Raw genomic sequence first — 21649 nt, 5'->3', positions numbered from 1 at the left:
GTTACTCAATTATGATCGTGTAACTTTATCAATTCCGTTTATTTTTTTAATGTTTTTCACCAGGTTATCAAGAATTGCCTTATTTTTTACAACGACGACAATTTTACCGTTAAAAACACCGTCATCACTATCAAAATGAACACTTTTCATATTGATATGGAGGTTGCCAGAGATAACTTTAGTTACTTCATTGACCAAACCAATGGTATCGATCCCGGTAATGGACAATTCTGCTTTGAAGTCACTTTGAGTAGAGTCTATCCATTTGGCGGGCATAATCCGATAGCTGTAATTACTACGTAGCTGTAAAGCATTTGGGCAATTCTTTTTATGTACTTTGATGCCTTCATTTACAGTCACAAAGCCAAAGACATCATCTCCGGGAATGGGATTACAACAATTGGCCATTTTATAATCAAGTTTTTCATCTTCTTTACCAAAGACCAATTGATCGAATTTCTGTGTGATCTCATCTTTATTTACATCTTCCGGAGTTCCCGGTTTTCTGATCCTGTTCTTAAAGAAACTAACAAAGGCATTACTTCGGGATGCAGCAAAGTCCTTTAGCATAGAATTGTCAATAATACCTGCACCAACACGATAAAACAGATCTAAACTTGTTTTTAGTTTAAAATAAACAACCAGTTGATTAATAGTTTTTTCATCCAGGGTTATCTTAAGTGATTTAAGCTTTCTCGCGAGAATTACCTTTCCTTCATTCGCTATCTGTTTTTGTTCTTCTTTAAGTGAAGACTTGATCTTAGACCGGGCACGACCCGTAGTTGCGTAATCGAGCCAGTTTGCAGAGGGATTTGCTTTTTCTGAAGTGATAATTTCTACTTGATCCCCACTTTTTAACTCATGGCTTAAAGGAACCAGTTTGCCATTTACTTTTGAACCTCTCGTGTGCAAACCAACTTCGGTGTGAATGTGAAATGCAAAATCTAAAGCGGTAGAACCTTTGGGAAGAGAATACAGGTCTCCTTTAGGGGAAAAAACAAAGATCTCTTTGGCATATAGGTTGAGTTTAAACTCTTCTACAAAGTCAACTGCGTTGCTTTCTGCATTCTCCAGGGTAACCTGTAATTTATTCAACCAGTCGTCTAAACCACCGTCTTCTTTTTCCTCGTTTTTGTATTTGTAGTGTGCAGCATATCCCTTTTCGGCGATTTCGTTCATCCGTTCACTTCTAATCTGTACTTCCACCCAACGCCCTTTGGGTCCCATAACGGTGATGTGAAGAGCTTCATAACCGGTAGATTTTGGAGATGATATCCAGTCCCGAAGCCTGATTGGATTAGGACGAAAATGATCTGTTACAATCGAATAAATTTTCCAGGCAATGAATTTTTCACTTTCCGGATTGTCGCTCTTGTATATAATCCGCACAGCGAACTTGTCATATACTTCATCAAAGCTAACATTTTGAGCAAGCATTTTTCTGCGAATGGAGAAGATGGACTTTGGACGCCCTTTAATAAGATAATCTAATTTCTCGGCATTTAACGAATCTTCAATTATTTTTGAAAAAGTCTTAATGTATTTGTCCTGTTGCTCTTTACTATCTTTGATCTTACTTAGTATGTCCTCATATACTTCAGGCTCTGTATATTTTAAGCCCAGGTCTTCAAGTTCGGTCTTAATATTATACAACCCGATCCTGTGTGCCATAGGTGCATAGATGTACAGTGTTTCCGAAGCGATTTTTACCTGCTTGTGTGCCGGCATCGACTCCATCGTTTGCATATTGTGCAAACGGTCGGCAATCTTAATAATGATCACACGAATGTCCTCATTAAGTGTCAACAGCATTTTTCTGAAATTCTCTGCCTGTAAGGAGACATCCTTTTCATATGGAATATTGGAGATCTTGGTCAATCCATCTACAATTCGCGCAACGGTTTCCCCAAACATCTGTTCAATATCGGCAAGTGTATAGGAAGTATCTTCTACTACATCGTGGAGTAATGCAGCGGCAATAGAGGTTGCATCCAGGCCAATTTCTGAAGCCACTATTTTGGCAACAGCAATAGGGTGAAATACGTACGCCTCGCCAGATTTACGGCGCTGTTCTTTATGCGCGTCTACCGATACATCGAAAGCACTACGAATCAGCTTTTTATCTTTCGCGGAAAGTGTACGGTAGCTAACCTTTAGTAACTCCTTGTATTGTCTGGCAAGTTCTTTTTTTTCTTCTTCTAAAACCGCTTCAGTCATAAATCTAAAATACAATTAACCTTTGGAACTAACAACAAATTTTATGCCCTTTGAGAAAGTGCTAAATTGGCAGTGATCACCGGGAATTTATTTCAGATATATCCCTGGCATTAGATTTTTAGTAAAATGATGTTATTTCACCGTATTCTTCAAATTTTGAAAACGTTGTAAGAGGGTAGGATGAGAGTAATGGGCAAACACATAGGCAGGATGGGGTGTGAGGTTACTCAAGCTATTTTTAGAGAGCTTTTTCAGTCCGGAAATTAAAGGTTGTGCCCTGAATGTTGTTTTTGCATAATTATCTGCCTGATATTCAAATTTTCGGGAAAGATAGTTCATGAGTAAGCCTGTTATTTCCGAAATAGGCGTATATAAAACTCCAAAGGCAATCAATCCAATATGAAATGACGGTTGAGATACACTTAAGGCTTCAGAAAGTAGTGGATTTCCAACCAACAGGGAAAGTAACCAAAAGGTGAATCCGGTAGTAAGCACTGAAGCGACAAGATTAATAATAATATGATTCTTTTTGTAATGCCCTACTTCGTGTGCCAGTACTGCTACAATTTCTTCTTCTTCCAGGTCGTTAATGAGTGTATCATATAAAGTAACTCTTTTTTCACTTCCAAAACCTGAAAAATATGCATTTGCTTTGGTACTTCGTTTAGATCCATCGATTACAAAAATCTTATCCAAAGTAAAACCTACTTTGTTGGCATAAGTTTCAATTTTTGATCGAAGTTCACCGGCTTCCAAAGGAGTTTGTTTGTTGAAAATTGGTACGATGAGCCTTGCGTAAAACAAATTCATAAATACAGCAAAAACCGTTACAACCGCCCATGCGTATAACCAGAAATCACTTCCTGTAGATTCATAAAACCAAACAATAGCAGTCAATAATAACCCTCCAACAATTGCCATCATTGCCCAGCCTTTCAATTTGTCCAGAAAAAATGTTCTTCGGGTAGTTTTATTGAATCCAAATTTTTCTTCGATCACAAATGTGTGATAATAGCTAAAAGGAGTACTTAAAATATCACTTGCCAACAGAATACTTCCAAAGAACATCAGAGCAATTACTATATTATTTTCACTGTAAGAACGTACCCATTCATCTACCCAGGCAAAGCCATCCAAAAAGAAAAATGCCAAAGTTGCGACTAGAGAGACCGTTGAGGTAAGCAAACCAAAGCGGTAGTTCTCTTTTTTATACGACTGTGATTTTTGATATTCTGATCTGTCATATACATCTTCTAATTCAGGAGGTATAGGATCGTTAAAATGCTGTGCATTAAGGTAATCGAGTATTTTATCTACAATAAAGTTTAAAAGTAGAATACCAATAATGGTATAAAAAAGGGCTTGTGAGGTCATAATTTTAGCAAAAATCTCGTTGTCTTTTGGCTTCAAAGATAAGGATTCCTGCTGCCACCGAAACATTCATGGAATCTATTTCTCCTTGCATAGGAATAATAATATTCTGGGAGCTATTCTCTAACCATTCCTGAGATAGCCCGGTAGCTTCCGTACCAACTACGATTGCAGAGGGTTCTTTAAAGTTACAATTGTGATAATTGATGGAAGCCTGTAAGGCGGCACAGTAAATAATGATGTTATTTTCTTTTAAAAAGTTAATGATCTCACCTGTAGTTCCTGTAGCGATACTATTGGTAAATAAACATCCCACACTACTGCGAATGGTATTGGGATTATACAGATCGGTTTTTGGGTCGGCGATAATGACAGCGTCGAGCTTAGCTGCATCTGCCGTGCGAAGCAGTGCTCCTATATTTCCGGGTTTTTCCGGTGCTTCAGCTACTAGTATCAGAGGATTTTTAGTTTTAAATTTTAAATTTTTAACAGTCAGGTCTTTTGCTTCAGCTATGGCAATAAGCCCTTCGGTTGTAGTACGATAGGCTAATTTTTGATAGACTTCAATAGAGGTTTCTATAAATTCGGCTTCAGAATTTGCCAGTTCTTTGATACTTTTAATTTCTTCTTCTGTAATGATCTCCGGACAAAACAATACTGTTTTCAGAATATATCCTCCCTTAAGAGCCAATTGTATTTCACGTTGCCCCTCAATTACAAACAACCCGCTTTTTTTTCGTTCCCGGGCTTTTTCAGAAAGCTGTACTACCTGCTTCACTAAAGGATTTTGAAGGCTGGAAATAGTTTTGTGCATGAAGCAAAGATAGCAAGAGCATTAGTATATAATTAGTATCTTTCCAAAAAATATCCAGCGATTAGTATATGAAAAATCTATTACTTGTAGTCGTATTAGTTTTCTTTGTAAGTAATGTTCAGGCACAAGCTGTTGCAAATCAGCCAGATCCATTAGAGCAATGTGATGTGAACAATCCCGGTGATGAAATGGAGATCTTTGATTTAACTCAGGCTGAAGCTCAAATTTTAGGTGGTCAAAACCCGGTAGAGTATAATGTAACATATCACGAAACACTAGCTGATGCACAAAATGGTATAAACACTATTTTAAGTGCAACGTCTTATTTTAATACAATAAATCCTCAAATTGTCTTTCCCAGGGTTGAAAATATTTCCAATGGAGATTTTGATACTACTACACTAAATCTTATCGTATTACCCCTTCCTAGCTCAGCTACACCAACTCCTCTGGAAATTTGCGATGATAATAATGACGGTTTTGCAACTTTTGATTTAACAACTAAAGATACTGAAATAGCAAATGGAGACCCCAATATCGTAATAACCTATCATGAAAATCTGGCAGATGCTCAAGCAGGGATATTAGTATTAGATGGTATATATTTAAATAATACTCCTTACTCTCAAACTATATATGCGCGGGCTGAAAGTGCCATTACAAATTGTTTTCAAGTAGTAGAATTAGAATTAGTAGTATACAATATTCCGAATGAACCGGACCCGGGCTTTAACGAAACCATAGAGTTAATTGATGGTGATGACAATGGATTTGAAACTTTTGACCTTACCATAAATGCCCCTTTTATAATAGGAGTACAAAACCCCGCAGATTTTTTACCAATATCATTTTATACGAGTGAGGCAGACGCAATAAATAATATAAATCCAATTGCAATACCCCAGGCATTTGTTAGCTCGGGACAAACGGTTTGGACACGTTTAGAATACGTAACATCCGGTTGTTATAGATTGTCATCATTTACTTTGGTAGTTATAGGAAGCACACCAATTATAGTAGTAAATCCGGTTGATATATTTATAAATGAAGGAGATGACAACGGACTTGCCATTTTTGACCTAACTGCCTCTGAAGCTCAAATGTTAGGGAGCCAGGATCCGTTGATATTTTTATTTACATATCATATAACTTTAGCCGATTCGGATACCGGGCAAAATGCTATTGCTACCCCGGAAGCCTACCAAAATATTGCAAATCCACAGCGTATTTATGTACGTTTGACCAATACAGATACAGGCGGGTATGCACTTACCAGTTTTGAGATTGAAACGGATGGAGTCTTAAATATTCCTGAAACCATTTTTAGCGACCTGCAATTGTACCCCAATCCGGCATCAGATAGCATTGTAATTCAATCTCAATTTTTAGCGGGTGAGACCCAAGTCACTTTGTATAATGTTAGTGGTAAGCAATTCTTTTCTGAAGTAAAGCAGCCTCAAAATAAAAGTATTGCTTTAGATATTTCAGCTTTATCTAGCGGGATATATTTTGTAAAGTTCACTTCCGAAGGAAATTCGGTTATCAAAAAATTGGTCAAAAGGTAGGCAAATATTGTTTCGTCTAAGAGTTTGGGAGACTGTAAATAGTTTTTTTGCATAATACATAGATCGCAAGAGAATTAGTATCTTTCCAAAAAAATATAATGAAAAGAATACTACTTTTTTTAGTAGCTGTACTTACAACACTTGTTGTTAAAGGACAAGTTACGGCAGGAATTCCTGACCCAATAATCTTATGTGATGTGAATAACCCCGGAGATCAAATAGAAATATTTGATATGACTATTCGGGAAAGTCAGGTCATCAACGGACAAAGCAATGTAGTGGTCACATATCATCCTACATCGGGAGATGCATTAAGCGGAATCAATGCATATGCAAATCCTACAGCACATACCAATGAATCTAATCCGCAAGTAGTCTTTATAAGGTTACAAAGTACAGCCGGGCAAGGATGGGATGTTACTACAATGGAATTGATTGTACCCTTAATTCCTTTTCTGGACCAACAACCGGATGATATATTTATAAATGAAGGAGATGGGGACGGTAGTGCTATTTTCGACCTTACCACGAATGAATCCCAGGCTTTGGGACCTCAGGATCAATTTAATTTTCAGTTTAAATACTACATTACTTCACAGGATGCAATAAATGATACTAATGTGATAGCAGATCCGGAAACCTACCAAAATATAGCAAATCCACAGATCATATACACACGAATGGCCCCTTTACAAGATCAATGTGATTTTGAAACCTATAACTTTGAAATTGAAACAGATGGGGTCTTAGGTATTACCGAAACAATTTTTAGTGATCTGCAATTATATCCTAATCCTGTTTCTGAAAAAATACAAATTCAATCTCAATTTTTAACGGGTGAAACTCTGGTTACTTTGTATAATGTTGGAGGAAAGCAATTATTTTCTGAAATAAAACAACCCCAAAACAAAAGTATTACGATAAATCTAAGCACTTTAACAAGCGGAATGTATTTTGTTGAAATTATTTCTGAAGGAAATTCAGTTACTAAAAAATTGATCAAAAAATAGGTTAATGGATTTACATATAAAAAGCAGCTCATTGAGCTGCTTTTTATTTTTGAGAATCTAATTCTATTCCCTGCTATATTTTTCCATATAGCGTTTCCATAATTCTGTTTGGTGTGTTTCCAACGAGATCTCACGCCCATCTATAAAAGCATGTATAAGTTGGTTGGTACGCATATCCAAAGCATCTCCTTCGCTTACAAATAAAGTAGCACTTTTGCCAGTTTCCAGAGTTCCGTAATCGGCATCAATTCCCAGGATCTTTGCAGTATTTGAAGTAATTAGCTGTAAAGCAGTTTCCTTATCCATTCCCTGTCCTACCAACTGTCCGGCATAAAAAGGCATATTACGGGCTTGAAAATTTGAAGTATTAGCATTTTGCAAAGCGACCAATAAGCCACCGTCTGCTAATATTTTTGGAAGTTTGTATGGAAAATCATAATCATCATCATCCATATATGGAACTGTATGGGTATGACGAACTAATACCGGAACATTGTGCTTCTTCAAAAAAGGTATGATCTTATCTGCTTGATAACCCCCAACAACGACAACATTTTGTATTCCAATTTCTTTAGCGGTTGTCACAGCATCTATCATTTCTTTTTCGCCTTGTGCATAGATATACAGTTTTTGCGAACCATTAAATAACCCCTGCATATTTTTAAAACCTTCATTTTGAGGAGAGGAGTTTGCCTTTCCGTAGGCTTTAGCATTTACAATAAAGACCATTAATTCGTCTACTTGCTTTGCATAATCTTTATTAGGATTCCATCCGCGAGGCTCTCCAAGCCACCAACGTCCTCTTCGGAAAGTATTTGGCCAATTTAAATGAACACCATCATCAACTTTAATAGCAGCATCTTCCCAATTCCATGCATCAAACTGTACAATGGTAGACGTTCCGGAAATTCGCCCTCCTTTAGGTGCTATTTGCCCAAGCAACACACCATTAGGGCGCATACTTTCTACTACTTTACTTTCGGCATTGTATGCAATGATGCTTCGAATATTTGGAATGTAATCTCCCAGTTCATCCTGATCATTACTGGCGCGTACAGCATTGACCTCTACCAGCCCCAACGATTTCGCAGGAGCTATAAAACCCGGATATATATGTTTTCTTTTGGCATCGACTATTCTTCCTTTGGAAGGTGTATTTGCATCACCGATAGCAGTTATTTTACCATTTTCAAAAACCAAAACGCTGTTTTCAATTATAGTGCCATTACCAATATGTGCCGTAGCTCCTGTAATGGTAATGGCTTCTTCTTGGGCCGGAGCAGGCGTTTGCTGTGCAAGCCCGATAAAACCTAAACTCAATGTTACTGAGATTATAAAATATTGTAATGTTTTCATAGCGATCTAGTTTATGGTTTCACATTCAAAATGAATCTTATCTTCCTTTTTAGGCGGTTGAGTTTTTCCGCCACCTTCTTTTTCACGTAACATCATTTTCATGAGTTTGTTGCGCTCTGCTTTAATAGCTTCCCGTTTAACCTTATCCTGTTGAATGTCAAAATATACTTTTCCATCAATAATGGTTTTTTCTGCTTTTGCATATACCGAAAGAGGATGGTCTGTCCACAATACCAGATCTGCATCTTTTCCTTCTTTTATACTTCCTACCCGGCTGTCCAAATGAAGCAATTTAGCAGGATTGATAGTAACCATTTTCCAGGCTTCTTCTTCGCTCATCCCACCATATTTGACTCCCTTTGCAGCTTCTTGATTTAATCTCCGGGACATTTCATCATCGTCACTGTTAATAGCAACCGTTACTCCCTGGCTGTTCATTATAGCAGCATTATACGGAATCGCATCATTTACTTCGAACTTATAGGCCCACCAGTCACTAAAAGTAGAACCTCCTACACCATGAGCTTTCATTTTGTCTGCCAGTTTGTAACCTTCAAGAATATGTGTAAATGTATTTACCCGGAAATTAAAACGTTCAGCTACCTTCATTAGCATATTGATCTCGCTTTGTACGTATGAGTGACAACTAATTAAACGTTCACCTGTTAGGATTTCAGCCAGAACTTCCATTTCTTCATCGTATCGATAAGGTTGTCCACTCTTCTTTTTTGTATCGTATTCTTTTGCCCGGTTAAAGTAATTAACAAACAATTGTTCAACACCCATACGTGTTTGCGGAAAACGGGAAAAACTTTGCCAATTGGATTGTTTTACATTTTCACCCAATGCGAATTTGATAAATTTCGGACTGTTTTCATAGATCAGGTTGTCCGCTTCTTCTCCCCATTTCAGTTTTATAATAGCTGACCGCCCACCAATAGGATTCGCTGAACCATGTAAGATCTGTATTGATGTTACACCTCCGGCGAGATTCCTGTAGATGTTTATATCTTCAGGGTCAACTACGTCTTCAATACTCACTTCTGCGGAAGAATTGTGACCGCCTTCGTTAATTGACAAAGCTGCTATATGTGAATGCTCATCAACAATTCCTGCGGTGAGGTGCTTTCCTGTAGCATCTATGACTTTTGCTCCACCGGCAGAAAGGTTTTTTCCAATTTTTGAGATCTTTCCGTTTTTAACTAGCACATCTGTATTATTTAATATACCGGCATCTTCACTGGTCCACACCGTTGCATTTTTAAACAACATATCTTGCTGACGCGGTTTTGTACTAAAACCATAACCAATGTTAGGATAGGTTACAGGTACAACCTCCGGTTCTTTAGCTTCTGTGTTTTCTTTTTTGGTACTTCCTTTAGAAGGAGCATCTCCCTTTCTTGTTGCCATAAAACTACTTTCCGATCCATTTGGCAGGACTATTTTCCCTGAAAAGTTGTTTCCGTCTTTTGGAACTATAGCTGTAGACCGATATACATCTTTGGTAGCTTCATCAGTAAAGGAAAGTGTTACCCAGTTCTTTTCATATTCGATCTTAGCAGGATATTTTACTTCACCTGCTTTTATTTCAATTTTTGGTTTTGCTACTTCACCGGATAGTATTAAATCATAATTTTTTCCACCGGCAGAAAACGTATAACTTCCTCGAATATCTTTTTGATCCTTATCGTTAATTACATTTTTATTTCCTTGTACCCAGTTTTCGTAAAGAGTTGTCTCCTTATCGAAAATAGCCCCGGAAGTGATCAAAAAATTGGCATAGCGCCCAGGTTGTAATGATCCAATCTTATCACTTTCACCTAATAATTGTGCAGGGATGGTAGTTAGAGCCTCCAAAGCTTTAGTCTTATCCAAACCATAGGTAATAGCCTTCATTAGATTTCCTTTGAATTCTGAAGGCTTTTTTAAGTCATGTGTCGTCAGGGAAAAGGTAATCCCATTATCGGAAAGTACTTTTGGGTTCGTGGGTTCTTGATTCCAGGCACGCATATCTTCCAAAGAAATATAATTGGCCATATAAGGGTCGCTTACATCAAAAGCTTCGGGAAAATTAATTGGAATAATATATCTTGCGTTGGTTGCTTTAATATGATCGATCATTTCATATTCATCACCACCACCTACAATTACATAGTTAATATTGAATAGGTCACCAATTTTATCTGCTCTTAGGTTGTTACCTTTGTTACCTGCTTCAATGAAAGAGGTAAGGTTCCGGTTTTCTATCAATGCCTCTAAAGAACGATCTTTGGTGGTTACATTTCCTTTAGCATACCAATCTGCATCATAATACATTTGGCGAAGCAACGCCATTGCACCCATCAAAGAACCGGGATATGACTGACGGCTGGCGACACTTTTTGAGAAAGAATAATATTGTCCGGATGCATCTTCTATGATACGGCTGGCATCACCACCTTCATCATTTAAAGCTACCAACACTCCGGTACCTCGCGCGATACCATCCATAATATGAGTGTTTAGAACACCAAAACCTATTTTGCGGTATTCATCTGCAACTTTTTTATCGTATTTAAACTTACTAATTCCTTCATTTTCAGGCATGATGTGATCATTCCAATAAAACCCTTCACGGGTGGATTCGTATTGAGGAGAACGCCCTTGACCTTCTGCAGGCTCCGGCTTTTCTATTCCAAATCCGGTATAAGGATCAATAAAGGAAGGATAGATATGCTTTCCTTCTAAGTCGATAACGATCGCGTTTTGTGGAATGTTCACAGATTTTCCAGACGCTATTACCTTTCCATTCTGGATCAATAAGGTGCCTTTTTTGACCACCTGAGATGGTGTGACATACAATACTGCATTTGTAAACGCAGTATAATTATTGTTCTTTTCTTTTACACCATCGTTCTTAGGGAAATAATCCTGTCCCATGGCAAGTCCGGTACAAAAAAGAAGCAAGAGAATACTTGTAATTTTTTTCATTTGGTTATCAGTATTTAAAAAAGAATTTTAAAGATAGGGATGCAAAATAAGTTAGCAAAAAGAGTAGGAGGGTTTAACACTTAAAAAGGTTTGTCTTCAAAGTAGTTAACTACTAAAGCAACCATATAACTGTAACTCATAATTCCTTTGGACTGATTGTTCGCTTTCAAAAATTGATCCCAAAAGCTCTTGGACAATGTTTCAAAGGGGTTTTGGTAGCTTGCCCAAAAATCGCGCATTTCCTTATAGCTTTTTAGTATTCCGGGATTCACCGTTTCTATGATCTCATGGTATTTATCTATATCTCTTCGTGCAATTTCATTGACACAATAACGCAGTGCAAAAATATACCCAGAGTATTGTATGTAAGGGTCTTCGTTATGAAGGGTTGCCAATGTAGCAATGAAATTTGCTTCATTTTCACGGGCATAGCCTATTTGATGTGCTTCTTCATGACAACTTACTACTGGAAACTTGTAGGTTTTAATCAGATTGTTGACTTGAGCTTCTCCGGAAAAAGGATTGTAATAACCACTATATCCCATATAGGTTAGTCCTAGACTCCAGCCGCTTTTTTTAATACTTCGAGGCGAATATCCTAAACTTGGAAACTCTTTTTCTAAATTCCGGTAGCCGTCAATAGATTTATTAAAAATTTCTTTTTGAGTGTAAGGAAGGTCAATTTTTATAGAATCTGCATAGCCTAATTGGCGATGCATTTCATTGGATTTTAAAATAAGCCTCTCGGTAGTCCTTATAAGTTCTTCCGTTGTATAATCGTTTTGTAAATTGAGAGATGTATGCAGTGGAACACGATAATAATTAAAACCCCAAAGGAGGTTGAACATAAAATAAACTATAGAAAGCGTTGCAGTTATATCTACAAAAAACCAAACTGGCTGTCTCCATAAACGATAGAAATTTTTATACAACCAGCGCAATGCCAAAATCGCGATGAGTAGGTAGAAAATATCGCCTAATGAAAAAGGGATCCATCCAAAGAGATAACGTGATATTTTAGATAATACGGGGTATATGCCCCGACTGTAATAGGTTTCTACAAATTCGGGAAAATGTTTCAGAATCTGTAAAACAATAACTTGAAATGGTAATAAAAAGGTGAGGATGAGACGGGTTCTTCTTTGCATATCTCAAACTTACAAAGAAATCTTTTACCACATAATTTTTATACGTGTGTTAAAACAGTAATTTTGTGACTCAGAAAAAAAATTAAAATGAACGAAGTTATAAGAAACCTTGAGCCTAAAGTCATTTGGAATAATTTTGCCGATTTAAATGCAGTACCCAGACCTTCAAAAAAGGAAGAGCGTGTCATTGCTTTTATGAAAGATTTTGGGCAACGCCTGGGATTGGAAACCATTGAAGATGAAGTTGGAAACGTAATCATCCGCAAGCCTGCTACAGAGGGAATGGAAGACCGAAAAGCTGTTGTAATGCAGTCGCATCTCGATATGGTCCATCAAAAGAACAACGATACCGATTTCAATTTTGATACGCAGGGAATCGAGATGTATATTGATAATGATTGGGTAAGGGCCAAAGGTACTACACTGGGTGCCGATAACGGATTGGGTGTAGCAACAATTATGGCAATTTTGCAGAGTGAAACCATTGCACACCCGGCTTTAGAGGCTTTATTTACTATCGACGAAGAAACAGGGATGACAGGAGCAATGGGCTTAAAGGGAGGTGTTTTACAAGGTGATATTTTACTTAATCTGGACACTGAAGAAGATGATGAAATTGGAGTAGGTTGTGCAGGAGGTGTCGATGTTACTGCTACCCGAAACTATATGCAAATGGATACTCCTGCAAATTCCGAAGTATATACGATAACAGTAAAAGGACTCCAGGGTGGACACAGCGGAATGGATATTATAAAAGGGTTAGGGAATGCAAATAAAATGATGAATCGTCTGTTATATGCAACCAAAGATATTATGCATATTGCAGAATTACATGGAGGAAGCCTTAGGAATGCAATTCCAAGAGAGAGTGTAGCTACCATTGTTGTACCTTCTGCTAATGAAGATGAATTTCTTTCAGAAATAAAGAAGATAGCTGCAGAAATTTCTACTGAATATAAATTACTGGAACCTGATTTCACGATTACAGTTGAAAAGACTTCTGTTTCTTCAGAAAAAATAATGAATGCTAAAGATCAAATCCTGTTTGTTAATTCAGTGTATGGAGCTCATAATGGAGTGTACAGAATGAGCCCTGCTATTGAGGATTTAGTGGAAACTTCTAACAATATTGCTAAGGTTGCGGTGGCGAACGGAAATATAAAAATTGAGTGTCTAACACGTTCTTCTGTAGAATCCTCAAAAGAGGATATGGCAAATACATTGAAAGCTGTTTTTGAAATGGGGGGTTGTGATGTCACCTTTTCAGGGGCTTATCCGGGTTGGGCTCCCAACATGGATAGCCCGATCCTGGAAGTTTTAGATTCAATTTACACAAAAATGAACGGCAAAAAGGCAAATGTAGCTGCTTGCCATGCAGGTTTGGAGTGTGGAATATTGGGGCAAAATTACCCGGAAATGGATATGATCTCTTTTGGGCCAACGATTAAAGGAGCTCATTCTCCGGACGAACGGGCCAGTATTTCTTCCACTCAGAAATATTGGGAGTTTGTGTTGGAAATATTAAAGAATATTCCAAAAAAATAAAGATTAAAAAAAGCCGCTTGAATTTCAAGCGGCTTTTTTGTTTATAGACTTTACTTACTCAACTATATCAACTAATTGCAATTCGAATACTAGATCACTGTTAGGTGGAATTGCCGGTGGATAACCTCGTTCACCATATCCTAAATGAGATGGGATAAACAATGTTATTTTATCTCCAAGGCTCATCTGCAATAATCCTTCTCTAAAGCCTGGTATCAATCGGGCATCTTTACTATAATCTGTTCCAACCGGAGTGTATTGGCCTGCTGCCAATCCTGCCGAATTTACAGTTTCATATTTTTCGGCAACTTCCACTATGTTTGAATCGAATAGTTTACCGTTAGGGAAATAACCGGCATAGTTCATTCTCACTTTGCTTCCTTCGGCTGGTCTCATTCCTTTTCCTTTGTGGTTCCAGTATATCTTTAATCCTGAAGGCAGTTCTTCTGCTTTTTCAGCTAAGGCACTAAATTCAATAGCTTGGTCTGCAGCAACTTTACTTACACGTTCTTCTCTTTCTTTCTTTTCTGTTTCGATCTTTTCCATCTCTTCAGTAAAAGAGCTTAGTTTTGAATCTCCTTTATTAATGATATTCACCTCTTGCATAATAACAGCATCAACTGGCTTATCACCTGGTTTTGTAGTTTCTACTACACCAATGGAATCTACAATTTCCTGGCCCAATACGACTTCTCCAAAAACGGTATGCTTACCGTCTAACCAGGGAGTTTCTTTTAAGGTAACAAAAAACTGACTTCCATTAGTTCCGGGCCCGGAGTTTGCCATAGACAACAGCCCTTTTTTACTATGCTTTAGGCTATCTACAAACTCATCTGGAAAACGGTAACCCGGATTTCCACTACCATCTCCTTTTGGGTCACCTCCCTGGATCATGAAGTCTTTTATAACACGATGAAATGTAAGTCCGTTAAAAAACTTTTTCCCTTTGTATGTAGAATCTACCAATGTATTATTACCTTCTGCAAGGGCAACAAAGTTGGAAACTGTTAATGGAGTTGCCTCATTGTATAGTTTTGCTACAAATGTTCCTTTATTAGTGATAAATTCTGCATAAATCCCATCTCCCAAATCTGGATATTTGTCTTCGCAAGCGACAAATGACAAGGATAATAATAATAAAAATAACAGTGTTGGTTTTCTCATAGTTCTAATTAATTTTCTTGTGATTGTTCTATTGATTTTAAAGTTACTGTACTTTGAATTGGAATATTTGTTCCCAGTTTGTTTTCAATACCGTAGTACCCATATGCTTTATAGGATGGGAAAAGAAATGTTACTTGTTCTCCTTCTTTCATTAATTTAATACCATCCCTTATTCCTGAGATCAACTCTTGATTACTTTGGTCTACTTTATAGGCTTGTAAACCGTTCTCTACTTCCGAAATAATAGTTTTACCATTTAAGTCTTTAACATTGTATGTAAATGTTACCTCGTCACCAAATACCGGCATTTGTGTAATGAGAGTATCTTTTATATTATAATAATACCAAAACCCGTTTTCTGAAGCGATATAATCATTCTGTGGGTTTGAATTCATTAGTTCGGTAATGCTTGCTTCTTCTTTTTGATAAATCTTTTTGTTTCGTTCTGCAGATTCTTTAATAAATGTACCTGAAGTTCTCTGTAAAGGTCTTCTTGCTTCAGGACTCTTACAGGAAACAGCTATCACAACGAATATAAGGAGATAAGATATATTACGAAACATGAGATAGTTCTTTTTTATAGCTAGGCAAGATACTAATAAATTCAGTAATTGTTTCAGAGAGTGATTTCGAACTTCTTCCTCCTGCAGCATTAATATGACCACCACCATTATAGTGATTTCTTGCAAAATCATTTACTGAAAAATCTCCTTTGCTCCTAAATGATATTTTCACAATATTTTCCTGCCTGTTTTCAATAAAAATGACAGCGAGCTTAACATTATTTACCGAAAGAGCATAGTTTACAAATCCTTCGGTATCTCCCTTTTTAAAATTGCTAGTATCCAATTCTTTTTGTGTAAGGGAAATATACGCAGTATGATATTCCGGCAGGATATTTAGGTTTTTAAGGGCTACTCCCAATAATTTCATACGGTTCGGACTATTGGTATCATACACTTTTTGATGAATAGCAGTACCATTGGCACCAACTTCAATTAAATGCGCAATCACCCTGTGTGTAGTTGCTGTAGTAGCCGGGAACCTGAAAGAACCTGTATCTGTCATTATTCCGGTATATAATTGAGTGGCAATTTCAACAGAAAGTACTTCTAGTTTATCCAAAGCATTCATAAAATGGTATACCATTTCTGAGGTAGAACTCATAGTAACATCACTGTACATTACTGCAGCATAGTCATCCGGTGCCTGATGATGATCTATCATTACAAAATCTGCATCACTTTCTTCGAGATATTTCTGAAGCTCTCCTGTTCTGTTAAGGCTATTAAAATCCAATGTGAAAATGATATCAGCAGCATTAATTAATTCCAGGCTTTTTTCAACATTCTGCTCGTGAACTACAATTTCAGAACATCCGGGGATCCATTTTAAAAAATCCGGAAAGTCATTAGGCATGATCACATTGGCCTTGTGCCCAAGGCTATTTAGAAAGAAAGCCATTCCCAGACAGGAACCCACTGCATCGCCATCGGGGTTTTTGTGCCCTGTTACCACGATATTTTTAGGCGAATTGAGTAGTTTCTTAACTATTGCTGTGGTTTCTGAATTCATAGGAGGCGAAGATACGATTTATTAATTTTTAAGTAATATTTGATTACTTACTTTTGGAGTGCCTTAACATACATTTAAATGAAAAACATTGTTTTATTTATTGCGTTAGTAATTGTAGTTTCTTGTAAGCAAAGTAAAAAGGAAGCACTCCCGGAAACCACTATAGAAACGACAGTATCTTCCGAAGAAAAAAGTGACTTCACAATTGTATTTGCCAGTTGTAATGATCAAGACCGGGAACAGCCCCTGTGGAAACCAATTTTAGAAAATAACCCCGACCTGTTTATCTGGGGAGGAGATAATATTTATGCAGATACGGACGATATGGAGAAAATGAGGTCAGATTACAATAAAGTCCTTGCAAATCCGGATTATAGCTTGTTAGCAGAATCGACAACTGTCATTGGTACCTGGGATGATCATGACTATGGGAAAAATGATGCAGGAGCAGAATGGGAAAAAAAGGAAGAAGCACAACAATTATTTCTGGATTTTCTGAAAGTCCCTGAAAATGACCCTTTAAGAAAACAAAAAGGAATTTATTATTCAAGAAAATACCTTACAGATAAGGGAGGGATAAAGGTAATACTTTTAGACACTCGCTTTTTTCGCGACTCTCTACATAAAAGTATAGTAGAAGGAAGGCGTTATGACCCGTGGAATGAAAACGAAGGAGGAAGTATTCTAGGCGTAACTCAATGGGAATGGCTTGAAAACGAACTACAGGATGATAGTACTGACTTTACTATTATTGTTAGTAGTATTCAGTTTTTAGCAGACGAGCACGGATGGGAAAAATGGGCAAATCACCCTTCTGAAGTGTCAAAAATGTACCGAATATTGGAAAGTGCCAAAGCAAAAAATATAATATTTGTAAGTGGAGACAGACATTCAGCCGAATTTTCTGTGGCAACGGTTCCGGAGCTAAACTACAAACTGATAGATTTTACAACAAGTGGGTTGACACATACCTATCCGGATAGTCCGGATGATCCTAATAGGTATCGCATAGGTAAATTGGTAAAAGACCTTAATTTTGGAGTCTTACAGTTTGATTTCGATAAAAAGAAAGTAATGATGAAAATACGAGGTAGGGAGAATAAGATTTTAGGAGAATTTGAGCAACAATATTAAACTATGGTTAACACCTTGTTTTTGACATCTAAAAGCGTATTTTTGCCCAAAATTTAAAAACCCTATGAGAACAAATAGAACGTTTACAATGTTAAAGCCCGATAGTGTTGAAAAAGGACATATTGGTGCGATTCTTGAAAAAATTACAGCTTCCGGTTTTAGAATCGTAGCCATGAAGCTAACCCAAATGACAACTGCAGATGCAAAGAAATTTTATGAAATTCATAAAGAACGACCGTTTTTTGGTGAATTGGTTGAATATATGACCCGTGGGCCAATTGTAGCTGCTATTCTTGAAAAAGACAATGCTGTTGAAGATTTTCGTACTTTGATTGGTGCTACCAATCCTGCCGAAGCTGCCGAAGGTACTATTAGAAAATTATATGCTGCTTCTATAGGTGAGAATGCTGTTCATGGTAGTGACAGTGATGAAAATGCTGCTATCGAAGGAGCTTTTCATTTTTCGGGAAGAGAGATGTTTTAAGAGATATTGAAAATATGTATAAAAAGCCATTCGCTTTGAGCGAGTGGCTTTTTTATTAACGCAGTATTAATTTTTTGACGAGTTCTTTTCCTAGTTCTTCATTGAGGAGCCGGATAATCTTTTCTTTTCCATAGCTTAGTTCTTCCCGTAATACAGAAGAACTTAATTGTACATAAAGCGTATCACGATCCAAAGTTACATTGGTTGTATATTTGGCAATAGCATCTCCCAGAACAGTATGCCAGGCCTCTTTCACCGAAATTTTATCCAGACCCTTTTGAAGCTCATTTTTTTCAATGAAGTTCTTGAGTACGTCACCAATTGTATTTTCACCATCTCTTTTTGCCATGGAACTTTAGTTAAAATTAAATGCACTGAATCTTTTGTAGCTATAAATTTTTTGGTCTCTGTTCTTTACTTTTAGCAGGCTGTCTTCTACTATCAAGATGGTCTCTTTCCAGCTATCAAAAGGAGTTTCGTAATACATTCTAAGGCTATCTTCTTCAATTTTTAGAGTAAACTTCTTTGCCGAATTGTTTACCAGAAAACTACCATCCAGTTTTGGAGTTACTTTTTTACGTATACCACTATCACCAATCACTTCAATAAAATCTATAGTAGTACTAATACCAAAATCCCTCTTAGTACCGTCCGGCATTATCACACTTTCTATTTCCCAATACCCGTTTAATTTTTCAATTTGAACTGCTGGATCTTGTCTTCCACAGGAGATCAAAACAAATAAAGATAAAAAAGCAATAACTCTCATAATGGAAACATTTTATATGTTTGATGGACTTTTTTCACCACTTCTTCTGTACGGTCACCATGTGTGTCACTAATAAACAATTGCCCAAAACTCTCATTGTCAACTAAGGCAATGAGCTGTGCTACCCGTTGCTCATCCAGCTTATCAAAAATATCATCCAGCAGCAAAATGGGAGTTACTTTACTTTGTTCTTTAATAAAATCGAATTGTGCTAATTTTAAAGCGATCAAATACGATTTTTGTTGCCCTTGAGATCCAAATTTTTTAATAGGATGCCCTTCAATTTCAAAGTACAGGTCGTCCTTATGAATTCCATAGTTGGTATACTGTGTAAATTTATCTTTCGTAATATTTTCTTCTAAGAGTGACAATAGTTCTTTTTCCTGCAGTTGGCTTTTATATGCTAAGCTTACCTTTTCATTACTATTACTTATGGATTGATACCGTTTCAGAAAGATAGGTACAAATTTTTCCAGAAAAGCGGTTCTTTTTTCAAAAACTACCAAGCCAAAAGAATGTAGCTGTTCATTGTAAATGTCCAGAGTATCTTGGTTAAAGGTATTATTGACGGCAAAATACTTCAATAGTGAATTACGTTGCACAAGGACCTTATTATATGCAATTAATTTCTGTAAGTACTCAGAATCTCCTTGAGAAATAACCCCATCCATAAATTTTCGCCGTGTTTCACTTCCCTCAATAATAAGGTCGCGGTCTGCAGGAGAAATAATGACCAAGGGTAAAAAGCCTATATGCTCGCTAAATTTTTCATAGGGTTTGCCGTTGCGTTTTATGATCTTTTTTTGCCCACGCTTGGCACTTACAATTACTTTTTCATCTCTGTCATTTTTCTTGTAAACCCCTTCGATCACAAAAAAGTCTTCTCCATGTTTTATATTCTGGCTGGTGATTGGGTTGAAATAGCTTTTTCCAAATGATAGATGATAGATTGCGTCCAGTGCATTTGTCTTTCCAACACCATTATAACCTACAAAACAATTGATTTTTGGATCGAATGTAAATGATTCAGATTCAAAGTTTTTGTAATTAAGTAGAGACAGTGATTGTAAAAACATAATAATGAGAAACTTATCTATTTTTAAAGTTTTTAGATCATTTCAGAAAAAATACTGGAAACGAGCCTGCAAATTATTGAAAAATAAGGAATCTTTTCCCTTTAAAATTCTAATAAATATTTTATTTTTGCGCTTCAACAAATAAAATTATGGCAACCTACAAGAAAAGAGGCGGTAGACCGAAAAATAAAGCTGAGAGACAATCTCAAATAGAAGAGAATAGTACAACGGCAGAAGTATTTAATACACTGGATGAAGGTGCTTCGAGAACCGAAGCCTGGGTAGAGAAAAACCAAAAGTATATTTTAATATTCGTAGGGGCTGTGGCAGTTTGTGTACTTGGATATCTGGGATACCAGCAATTTATTCAGGAACCAAAGGAAAGCGAAGCTATGAACGAAATGTTCCCGGCACAACAATATTTTGAGCAAGCTCTAACATCTACAACTAAAGATTCATTGTATAACCTCTCTTTAAACGGAGGTGAAGGTAAATACGGTTTCCTGGATATTATTGATAATTACGGCGGTACCAAAGCCGGCAATCTTGCTAACTATTATGCCGGAATGGCATTTATGAATATTGGCGAATACCAGAACGCAATTGATCGTTTGGATGATTTTAAAAGTAAAGATGCAATGTTAGGGCCTCTGGCAAAAGGAGCTATAGGTGATGCTTTTGTACAATTGGGGCAAGAAGGTGATGCTTTGGCATATTATGAAAAAGCAGTTACTTTAAGTGATAATGAAGTATCTGCTCCTCGTTTTTTACTGAAAGCCGGTATTACAGCTATGAATCTGGGTAAGACAGAAGTAGCATTAAAGCATTTCAAGAAGATCACCGATGATTTCTCGGGTTCTCCTGAAGCTGCCAAAGCACAATTATATGTAGGCCAAACAGAAGCAATGAATAAGTAATGGCTACTGAAAATAAAAATTTATCTGTTTACGATAAAGCCACAATCCCAAACGCGAAAGACTTTCGGTTTGGGATTGTTGTTTCAGAATGGAACTATGATGTCACAGAAGGTATGTTTCAGGGCGCTTTTAATGCTTTGAAAGATTGCGGAGCAATTAGTGAAAATATAGTTCGATGGAATGTTCCCGGTAGTTTTGAATTGGTATATGGTTGTAAACAAATGCAGCAGAGCTACGATATGCTGGATGTCATTATTGCTATTGGTAGTGTGATACAAGGGGAAACCAAACATTTTGATTATGTCTGTGAAGCTGTTTCCCAAGGAATTAAAGACCTAAACATTCAAAATAATATCCCGGTCATCTTTTGTGTGTTAACCGATAATAATCTGCAACAAGCTATAGACCGTAGCGGAGGAAAACACGGTAATAAAGGTACCGAAGCTGCTATAGCTGCCATTAAAATGGCACAACTAGGCAAAGAGGCTAAGTTTTAAATTTTTCTGATTTCTTTTTCTTCGGAACGATAATTGT

General features: G+C 36.9%; 19 protein-coding genes. 7 read left to right on the top strand and 12 right to left on the bottom strand.

The features are described 5' to 3' along the window. Positions 1–9: 9 nt before the first annotated feature. The 3 genes from ACY2RT_RS03025 to ACY2RT_RS03015 all read right to left on the bottom strand — a co-directional run bounded on the left by ACY2RT_RS03025 (position 10) and on the right by ACY2RT_RS03015 (position 4402). Positions 10–2217, bottom strand: a complete 2208-nt coding sequence (locus ACY2RT_RS03025; protein WP_490154393.1) for a RelA/SpoT family protein — start codon at positions 2215–2217, stop codon at positions 10–12. A gap of 132 nt (positions 2218–2349) precedes the next feature. Further along, positions 2350–3591 carry a M48 family metallopeptidase gene (locus ACY2RT_RS03020; protein WP_490154392.1) on the bottom strand — a complete coding sequence of 414 codons (1242 nt, stop codon included), beginning with the start codon at positions 3589–3591 and terminating at the stop codon, positions 2350–2352. 4 nt (positions 3592–3595) lie between these two features. After that, positions 3596–4402 carry a TrmH family RNA methyltransferase gene (locus ACY2RT_RS03015; protein WP_490154391.1) on the bottom strand — a complete coding sequence of 269 codons (807 nt, stop codon included), beginning with the start codon at positions 4400–4402 and terminating at the stop codon, positions 3596–3598. A 68-nt stretch (positions 4403–4470) separates the two neighbouring features. On the opposite strand from ACY2RT_RS03015, the gene ACY2RT_RS03010 reads away from it, so the two are divergent. Further along, positions 4471–5967 (top strand): T9SS type A sorting domain-containing protein, encoded by a 1497-nt coding sequence (locus ACY2RT_RS03010; RefSeq protein WP_490154390.1) that lies wholly within the window; start codon positions 4471–4473, stop codon positions 5965–5967. 98 nt (positions 5968–6065) lie between these two features. Beyond that, complete coding sequence (locus ACY2RT_RS03005) at positions 6066–6977, top strand: T9SS type A sorting domain-containing protein (protein WP_490154389.1); 912 nt, start codon at positions 6066–6068, stop codon at positions 6975–6977. A gap of 63 nt (positions 6978–7040) precedes the next feature. Here the strand turns inward: ACY2RT_RS03005 and ACY2RT_RS03000 are convergent, their stop codons facing one another. From ACY2RT_RS03000 to ACY2RT_RS02990, 3 genes are all read right to left on the bottom strand, one after another. After that, complete coding sequence (locus tag ACY2RT_RS03000; protein ID WP_490154388.1) at positions 7041–8333, bottom strand: amidohydrolase family protein; 1293 nt, start codon at positions 8331–8333, stop codon at positions 7041–7043. 6 nt (positions 8334–8339) lie between these two features. Next, positions 8340–11303, bottom strand: a complete 2964-nt coding sequence (locus tag ACY2RT_RS02995) for an amidohydrolase family protein (RefSeq protein WP_490154387.1) — start codon at positions 11301–11303, stop codon at positions 8340–8342. A gap of 80 nt (positions 11304–11383) precedes the next feature. Then, entirely contained in the window at positions 11384–12451 is a 1068-nt protein-coding gene (locus tag ACY2RT_RS02990) for a DUF3810 domain-containing protein (protein WP_490154386.1), read from the bottom strand. An 87-nt stretch (positions 12452–12538) separates the two neighbouring features. Between ACY2RT_RS02990 and ACY2RT_RS02985 the strand changes: the two genes are divergently transcribed. After that, on the top strand, positions 12539–13996 hold the full coding sequence (locus ACY2RT_RS02985; RefSeq protein WP_490154385.1) for an aminoacyl-histidine dipeptidase: 1458 nt from the start codon (positions 12539–12541) through the stop codon (positions 13994–13996). A gap of 54 nt (positions 13997–14050) precedes the next feature. Here the strand turns inward: ACY2RT_RS02985 and ACY2RT_RS02980 are convergent, their stop codons facing one another. From ACY2RT_RS02980 to ACY2RT_RS02970, 3 genes are read right to left on the bottom strand one after another with little or no spacing between them, the layout of a single operon-like run. Next, positions 14051–15160, bottom strand: a complete 1110-nt coding sequence (locus tag ACY2RT_RS02980; RefSeq protein WP_490154384.1) for a peptidylprolyl isomerase — start codon at positions 15158–15160, stop codon at positions 14051–14053. An 8-nt stretch (positions 15161–15168) separates the two neighbouring features. Continuing rightward, positions 15169–15723 (bottom strand): gliding motility-associated peptidyl-prolyl isomerase GldI, encoded by a 555-nt coding sequence (gldI, locus tag ACY2RT_RS02975; protein WP_490154383.1) that lies wholly within the window; start codon positions 15721–15723, stop codon positions 15169–15171. Further along, positions 15713–16735, bottom strand: a complete 1023-nt coding sequence (locus tag ACY2RT_RS02970) for a DHH family phosphoesterase (protein WP_490154382.1) — start codon at positions 16733–16735, stop codon at positions 15713–15715. Before ACY2RT_RS02970 ends, gldI begins: the two co-directional genes overlap by 11 nt. A 78-nt stretch (positions 16736–16813) precedes the next feature. On the opposite strand from ACY2RT_RS02970, the gene ACY2RT_RS02965 reads away from it, so the two are divergent. Both ACY2RT_RS02965 and ACY2RT_RS02960 read left to right on the top strand, forming a co-directional pair. After that, a complete protein-coding gene (locus ACY2RT_RS02965) occupies positions 16814–17869 on the top strand; it encodes an alkaline phosphatase D family protein (protein WP_490154381.1) in 1056 nt (351 codons plus the stop codon). Positions 17870–17933: 64 nt separating this feature from the next. Beyond that, positions 17934–18353, top strand: coding sequence for a nucleoside-diphosphate kinase (locus ACY2RT_RS02960; RefSeq protein WP_490154380.1), 420 nt, complete (start codon positions 17934–17936; stop codon positions 18351–18353). Positions 18354–18408: 55 nt separating this feature from the next. On the opposite strand, the gene ACY2RT_RS02955 is transcribed toward ACY2RT_RS02960, so the two are convergent. Genes ACY2RT_RS02955 through recF form a run of 3 tightly spaced genes read right to left on the bottom strand, consistent with a single transcriptional unit; the run spans position 18409 to position 20198 of the window. Next, the gene (locus ACY2RT_RS02955; protein WP_490154379.1) at positions 18409–18702 is read right to left on the bottom strand and encodes a DciA family protein; all 294 of its coding nucleotides are present in this window, start codon (positions 18700–18702) and stop codon (positions 18409–18411) included. 6 nt (positions 18703–18708) lie between these two features. Further along, a complete protein-coding gene (locus ACY2RT_RS02950; RefSeq protein ID WP_490154378.1) occupies positions 18709–19122 on the bottom strand; it encodes a lipocalin family protein in 414 nt (137 codons plus the stop codon). Then, on the bottom strand, positions 19119–20198 hold the full coding sequence (gene recF, locus ACY2RT_RS02945) for a DNA replication/repair protein RecF (RefSeq protein ID WP_490154377.1): 1080 nt from the start codon (positions 20196–20198) through the stop codon (positions 19119–19121). Before recF ends, ACY2RT_RS02950 begins: the two co-directional genes overlap by 4 nt. 149 nt (positions 20199–20347) lie before the next feature. Here recF and ACY2RT_RS02940 point away from each other — a divergent pair, with 149 nt between their 5' ends. Together ACY2RT_RS02940 and ribH are read left to right on the top strand one after the other, a co-directional pair. Continuing rightward, positions 20348–21115, top strand: a complete 768-nt coding sequence (locus ACY2RT_RS02940; RefSeq protein ID WP_490154376.1) for a tetratricopeptide repeat protein — start codon at positions 20348–20350, stop codon at positions 21113–21115. Next, entirely contained in the window at positions 21115–21612 is a 498-nt protein-coding gene (gene ribH / locus ACY2RT_RS02935; protein WP_490154375.1) for a 6,7-dimethyl-8-ribityllumazine synthase, read from the top strand. Before ACY2RT_RS02940 ends, ribH begins: the two co-directional genes overlap by 1 nt. Positions 21613–21649 lie beyond the last annotated feature (37 nt).

This window comes from Ulvibacter sp. 2210JD10-4, assembly GCF_058148525.1.
This window is presented reverse-complemented; position numbering and strand designations above follow the sequence as displayed.

What these genes read in the sequence shown, in the direction of transcription:
- ACY2RT_RS03025 (WP_490154393.1), bottom strand. Translation starts at nt 2,217, where the DNA reads ATGACTGAAGCGGTTTTAGAAGAAGAAAAAAAAGAACTTGCCAGACAA.
- ACY2RT_RS03020 (WP_490154392.1), bottom strand. Translation starts at nt 3,591, where the DNA reads ATGACCTCACAAGCCCTTTTTTATACCATTATTGGTATTCTACTTTTA.
- ACY2RT_RS03015 (WP_490154391.1), bottom strand. Translation starts at nt 4,402, where the DNA reads ATGCACAAAACTATTTCCAGCCTTCAAAATCCTTTAGTGAAGCAGGTA.
- ACY2RT_RS03010 (WP_490154390.1), top strand. Translation starts at nt 4,471, where the DNA reads ATGAAAAATCTATTACTTGTAGTCGTATTAGTTTTCTTTGTAAGTAAT.
- ACY2RT_RS03005 (WP_490154389.1), top strand. Translation starts at nt 6,066, where the DNA reads ATGAAAAGAATACTACTTTTTTTAGTAGCTGTACTTACAACACTTGTT.
- ACY2RT_RS03000 (WP_490154388.1), bottom strand. Translation starts at nt 8,333, where the DNA reads ATGAAAACATTACAATATTTTATAATCTCAGTAACATTGAGTTTAGGT.
- ACY2RT_RS02995 (WP_490154387.1), bottom strand. Translation starts at nt 11,303, where the DNA reads ATGAAAAAAATTACAAGTATTCTCTTGCTTCTTTTTTGTACCGGACTT.
- ACY2RT_RS02990 (WP_490154386.1), bottom strand. Translation starts at nt 12,451, where the DNA reads ATGCAAAGAAGAACCCGTCTCATCCTCACCTTTTTATTACCATTTCAA.
- ACY2RT_RS02985 (WP_490154385.1), top strand. Translation starts at nt 12,539, where the DNA reads ATGAACGAAGTTATAAGAAACCTTGAGCCTAAAGTCATTTGGAATAAT.
- ACY2RT_RS02980 (WP_490154384.1), bottom strand. Translation starts at nt 15,160, where the DNA reads ATGAGAAAACCAACACTGTTATTTTTATTATTATTATCCTTGTCATTT.
- gldI (WP_490154383.1), bottom strand. Translation starts at nt 15,723, where the DNA reads ATGTTTCGTAATATATCTTATCTCCTTATATTCGTTGTGATAGCTGTT.
- ACY2RT_RS02970 (WP_490154382.1), bottom strand. Translation starts at nt 16,735, where the DNA reads ATGAATTCAGAAACCACAGCAATAGTTAAGAAACTACTCAATTCGCCT.
- ACY2RT_RS02965 (WP_490154381.1), top strand. Translation starts at nt 16,814, where the DNA reads ATGAAAAACATTGTTTTATTTATTGCGTTAGTAATTGTAGTTTCTTGT.
- ACY2RT_RS02960 (WP_490154380.1), top strand. Translation starts at nt 17,934, where the DNA reads ATGAGAACAAATAGAACGTTTACAATGTTAAAGCCCGATAGTGTTGAA.
- ACY2RT_RS02955 (WP_490154379.1), bottom strand. Translation starts at nt 18,702, where the DNA reads ATGGCAAAAAGAGATGGTGAAAATACAATTGGTGACGTACTCAAGAAC.
- ACY2RT_RS02950 (WP_490154378.1), bottom strand. Translation starts at nt 19,122, where the DNA reads ATGAGAGTTATTGCTTTTTTATCTTTATTTGTTTTGATCTCCTGTGGA.
- recF (WP_490154377.1), bottom strand. Translation starts at nt 20,198, where the DNA reads ATGTTTTTACAATCACTGTCTCTACTTAATTACAAAAACTTTGAATCT.
- ACY2RT_RS02940 (WP_490154376.1), top strand. Translation starts at nt 20,348, where the DNA reads ATGGCAACCTACAAGAAAAGAGGCGGTAGACCGAAAAATAAAGCTGAG.
- ribH (WP_490154375.1), top strand. Translation starts at nt 21,115, where the DNA reads ATGGCTACTGAAAATAAAAATTTATCTGTTTACGATAAAGCCACAATC.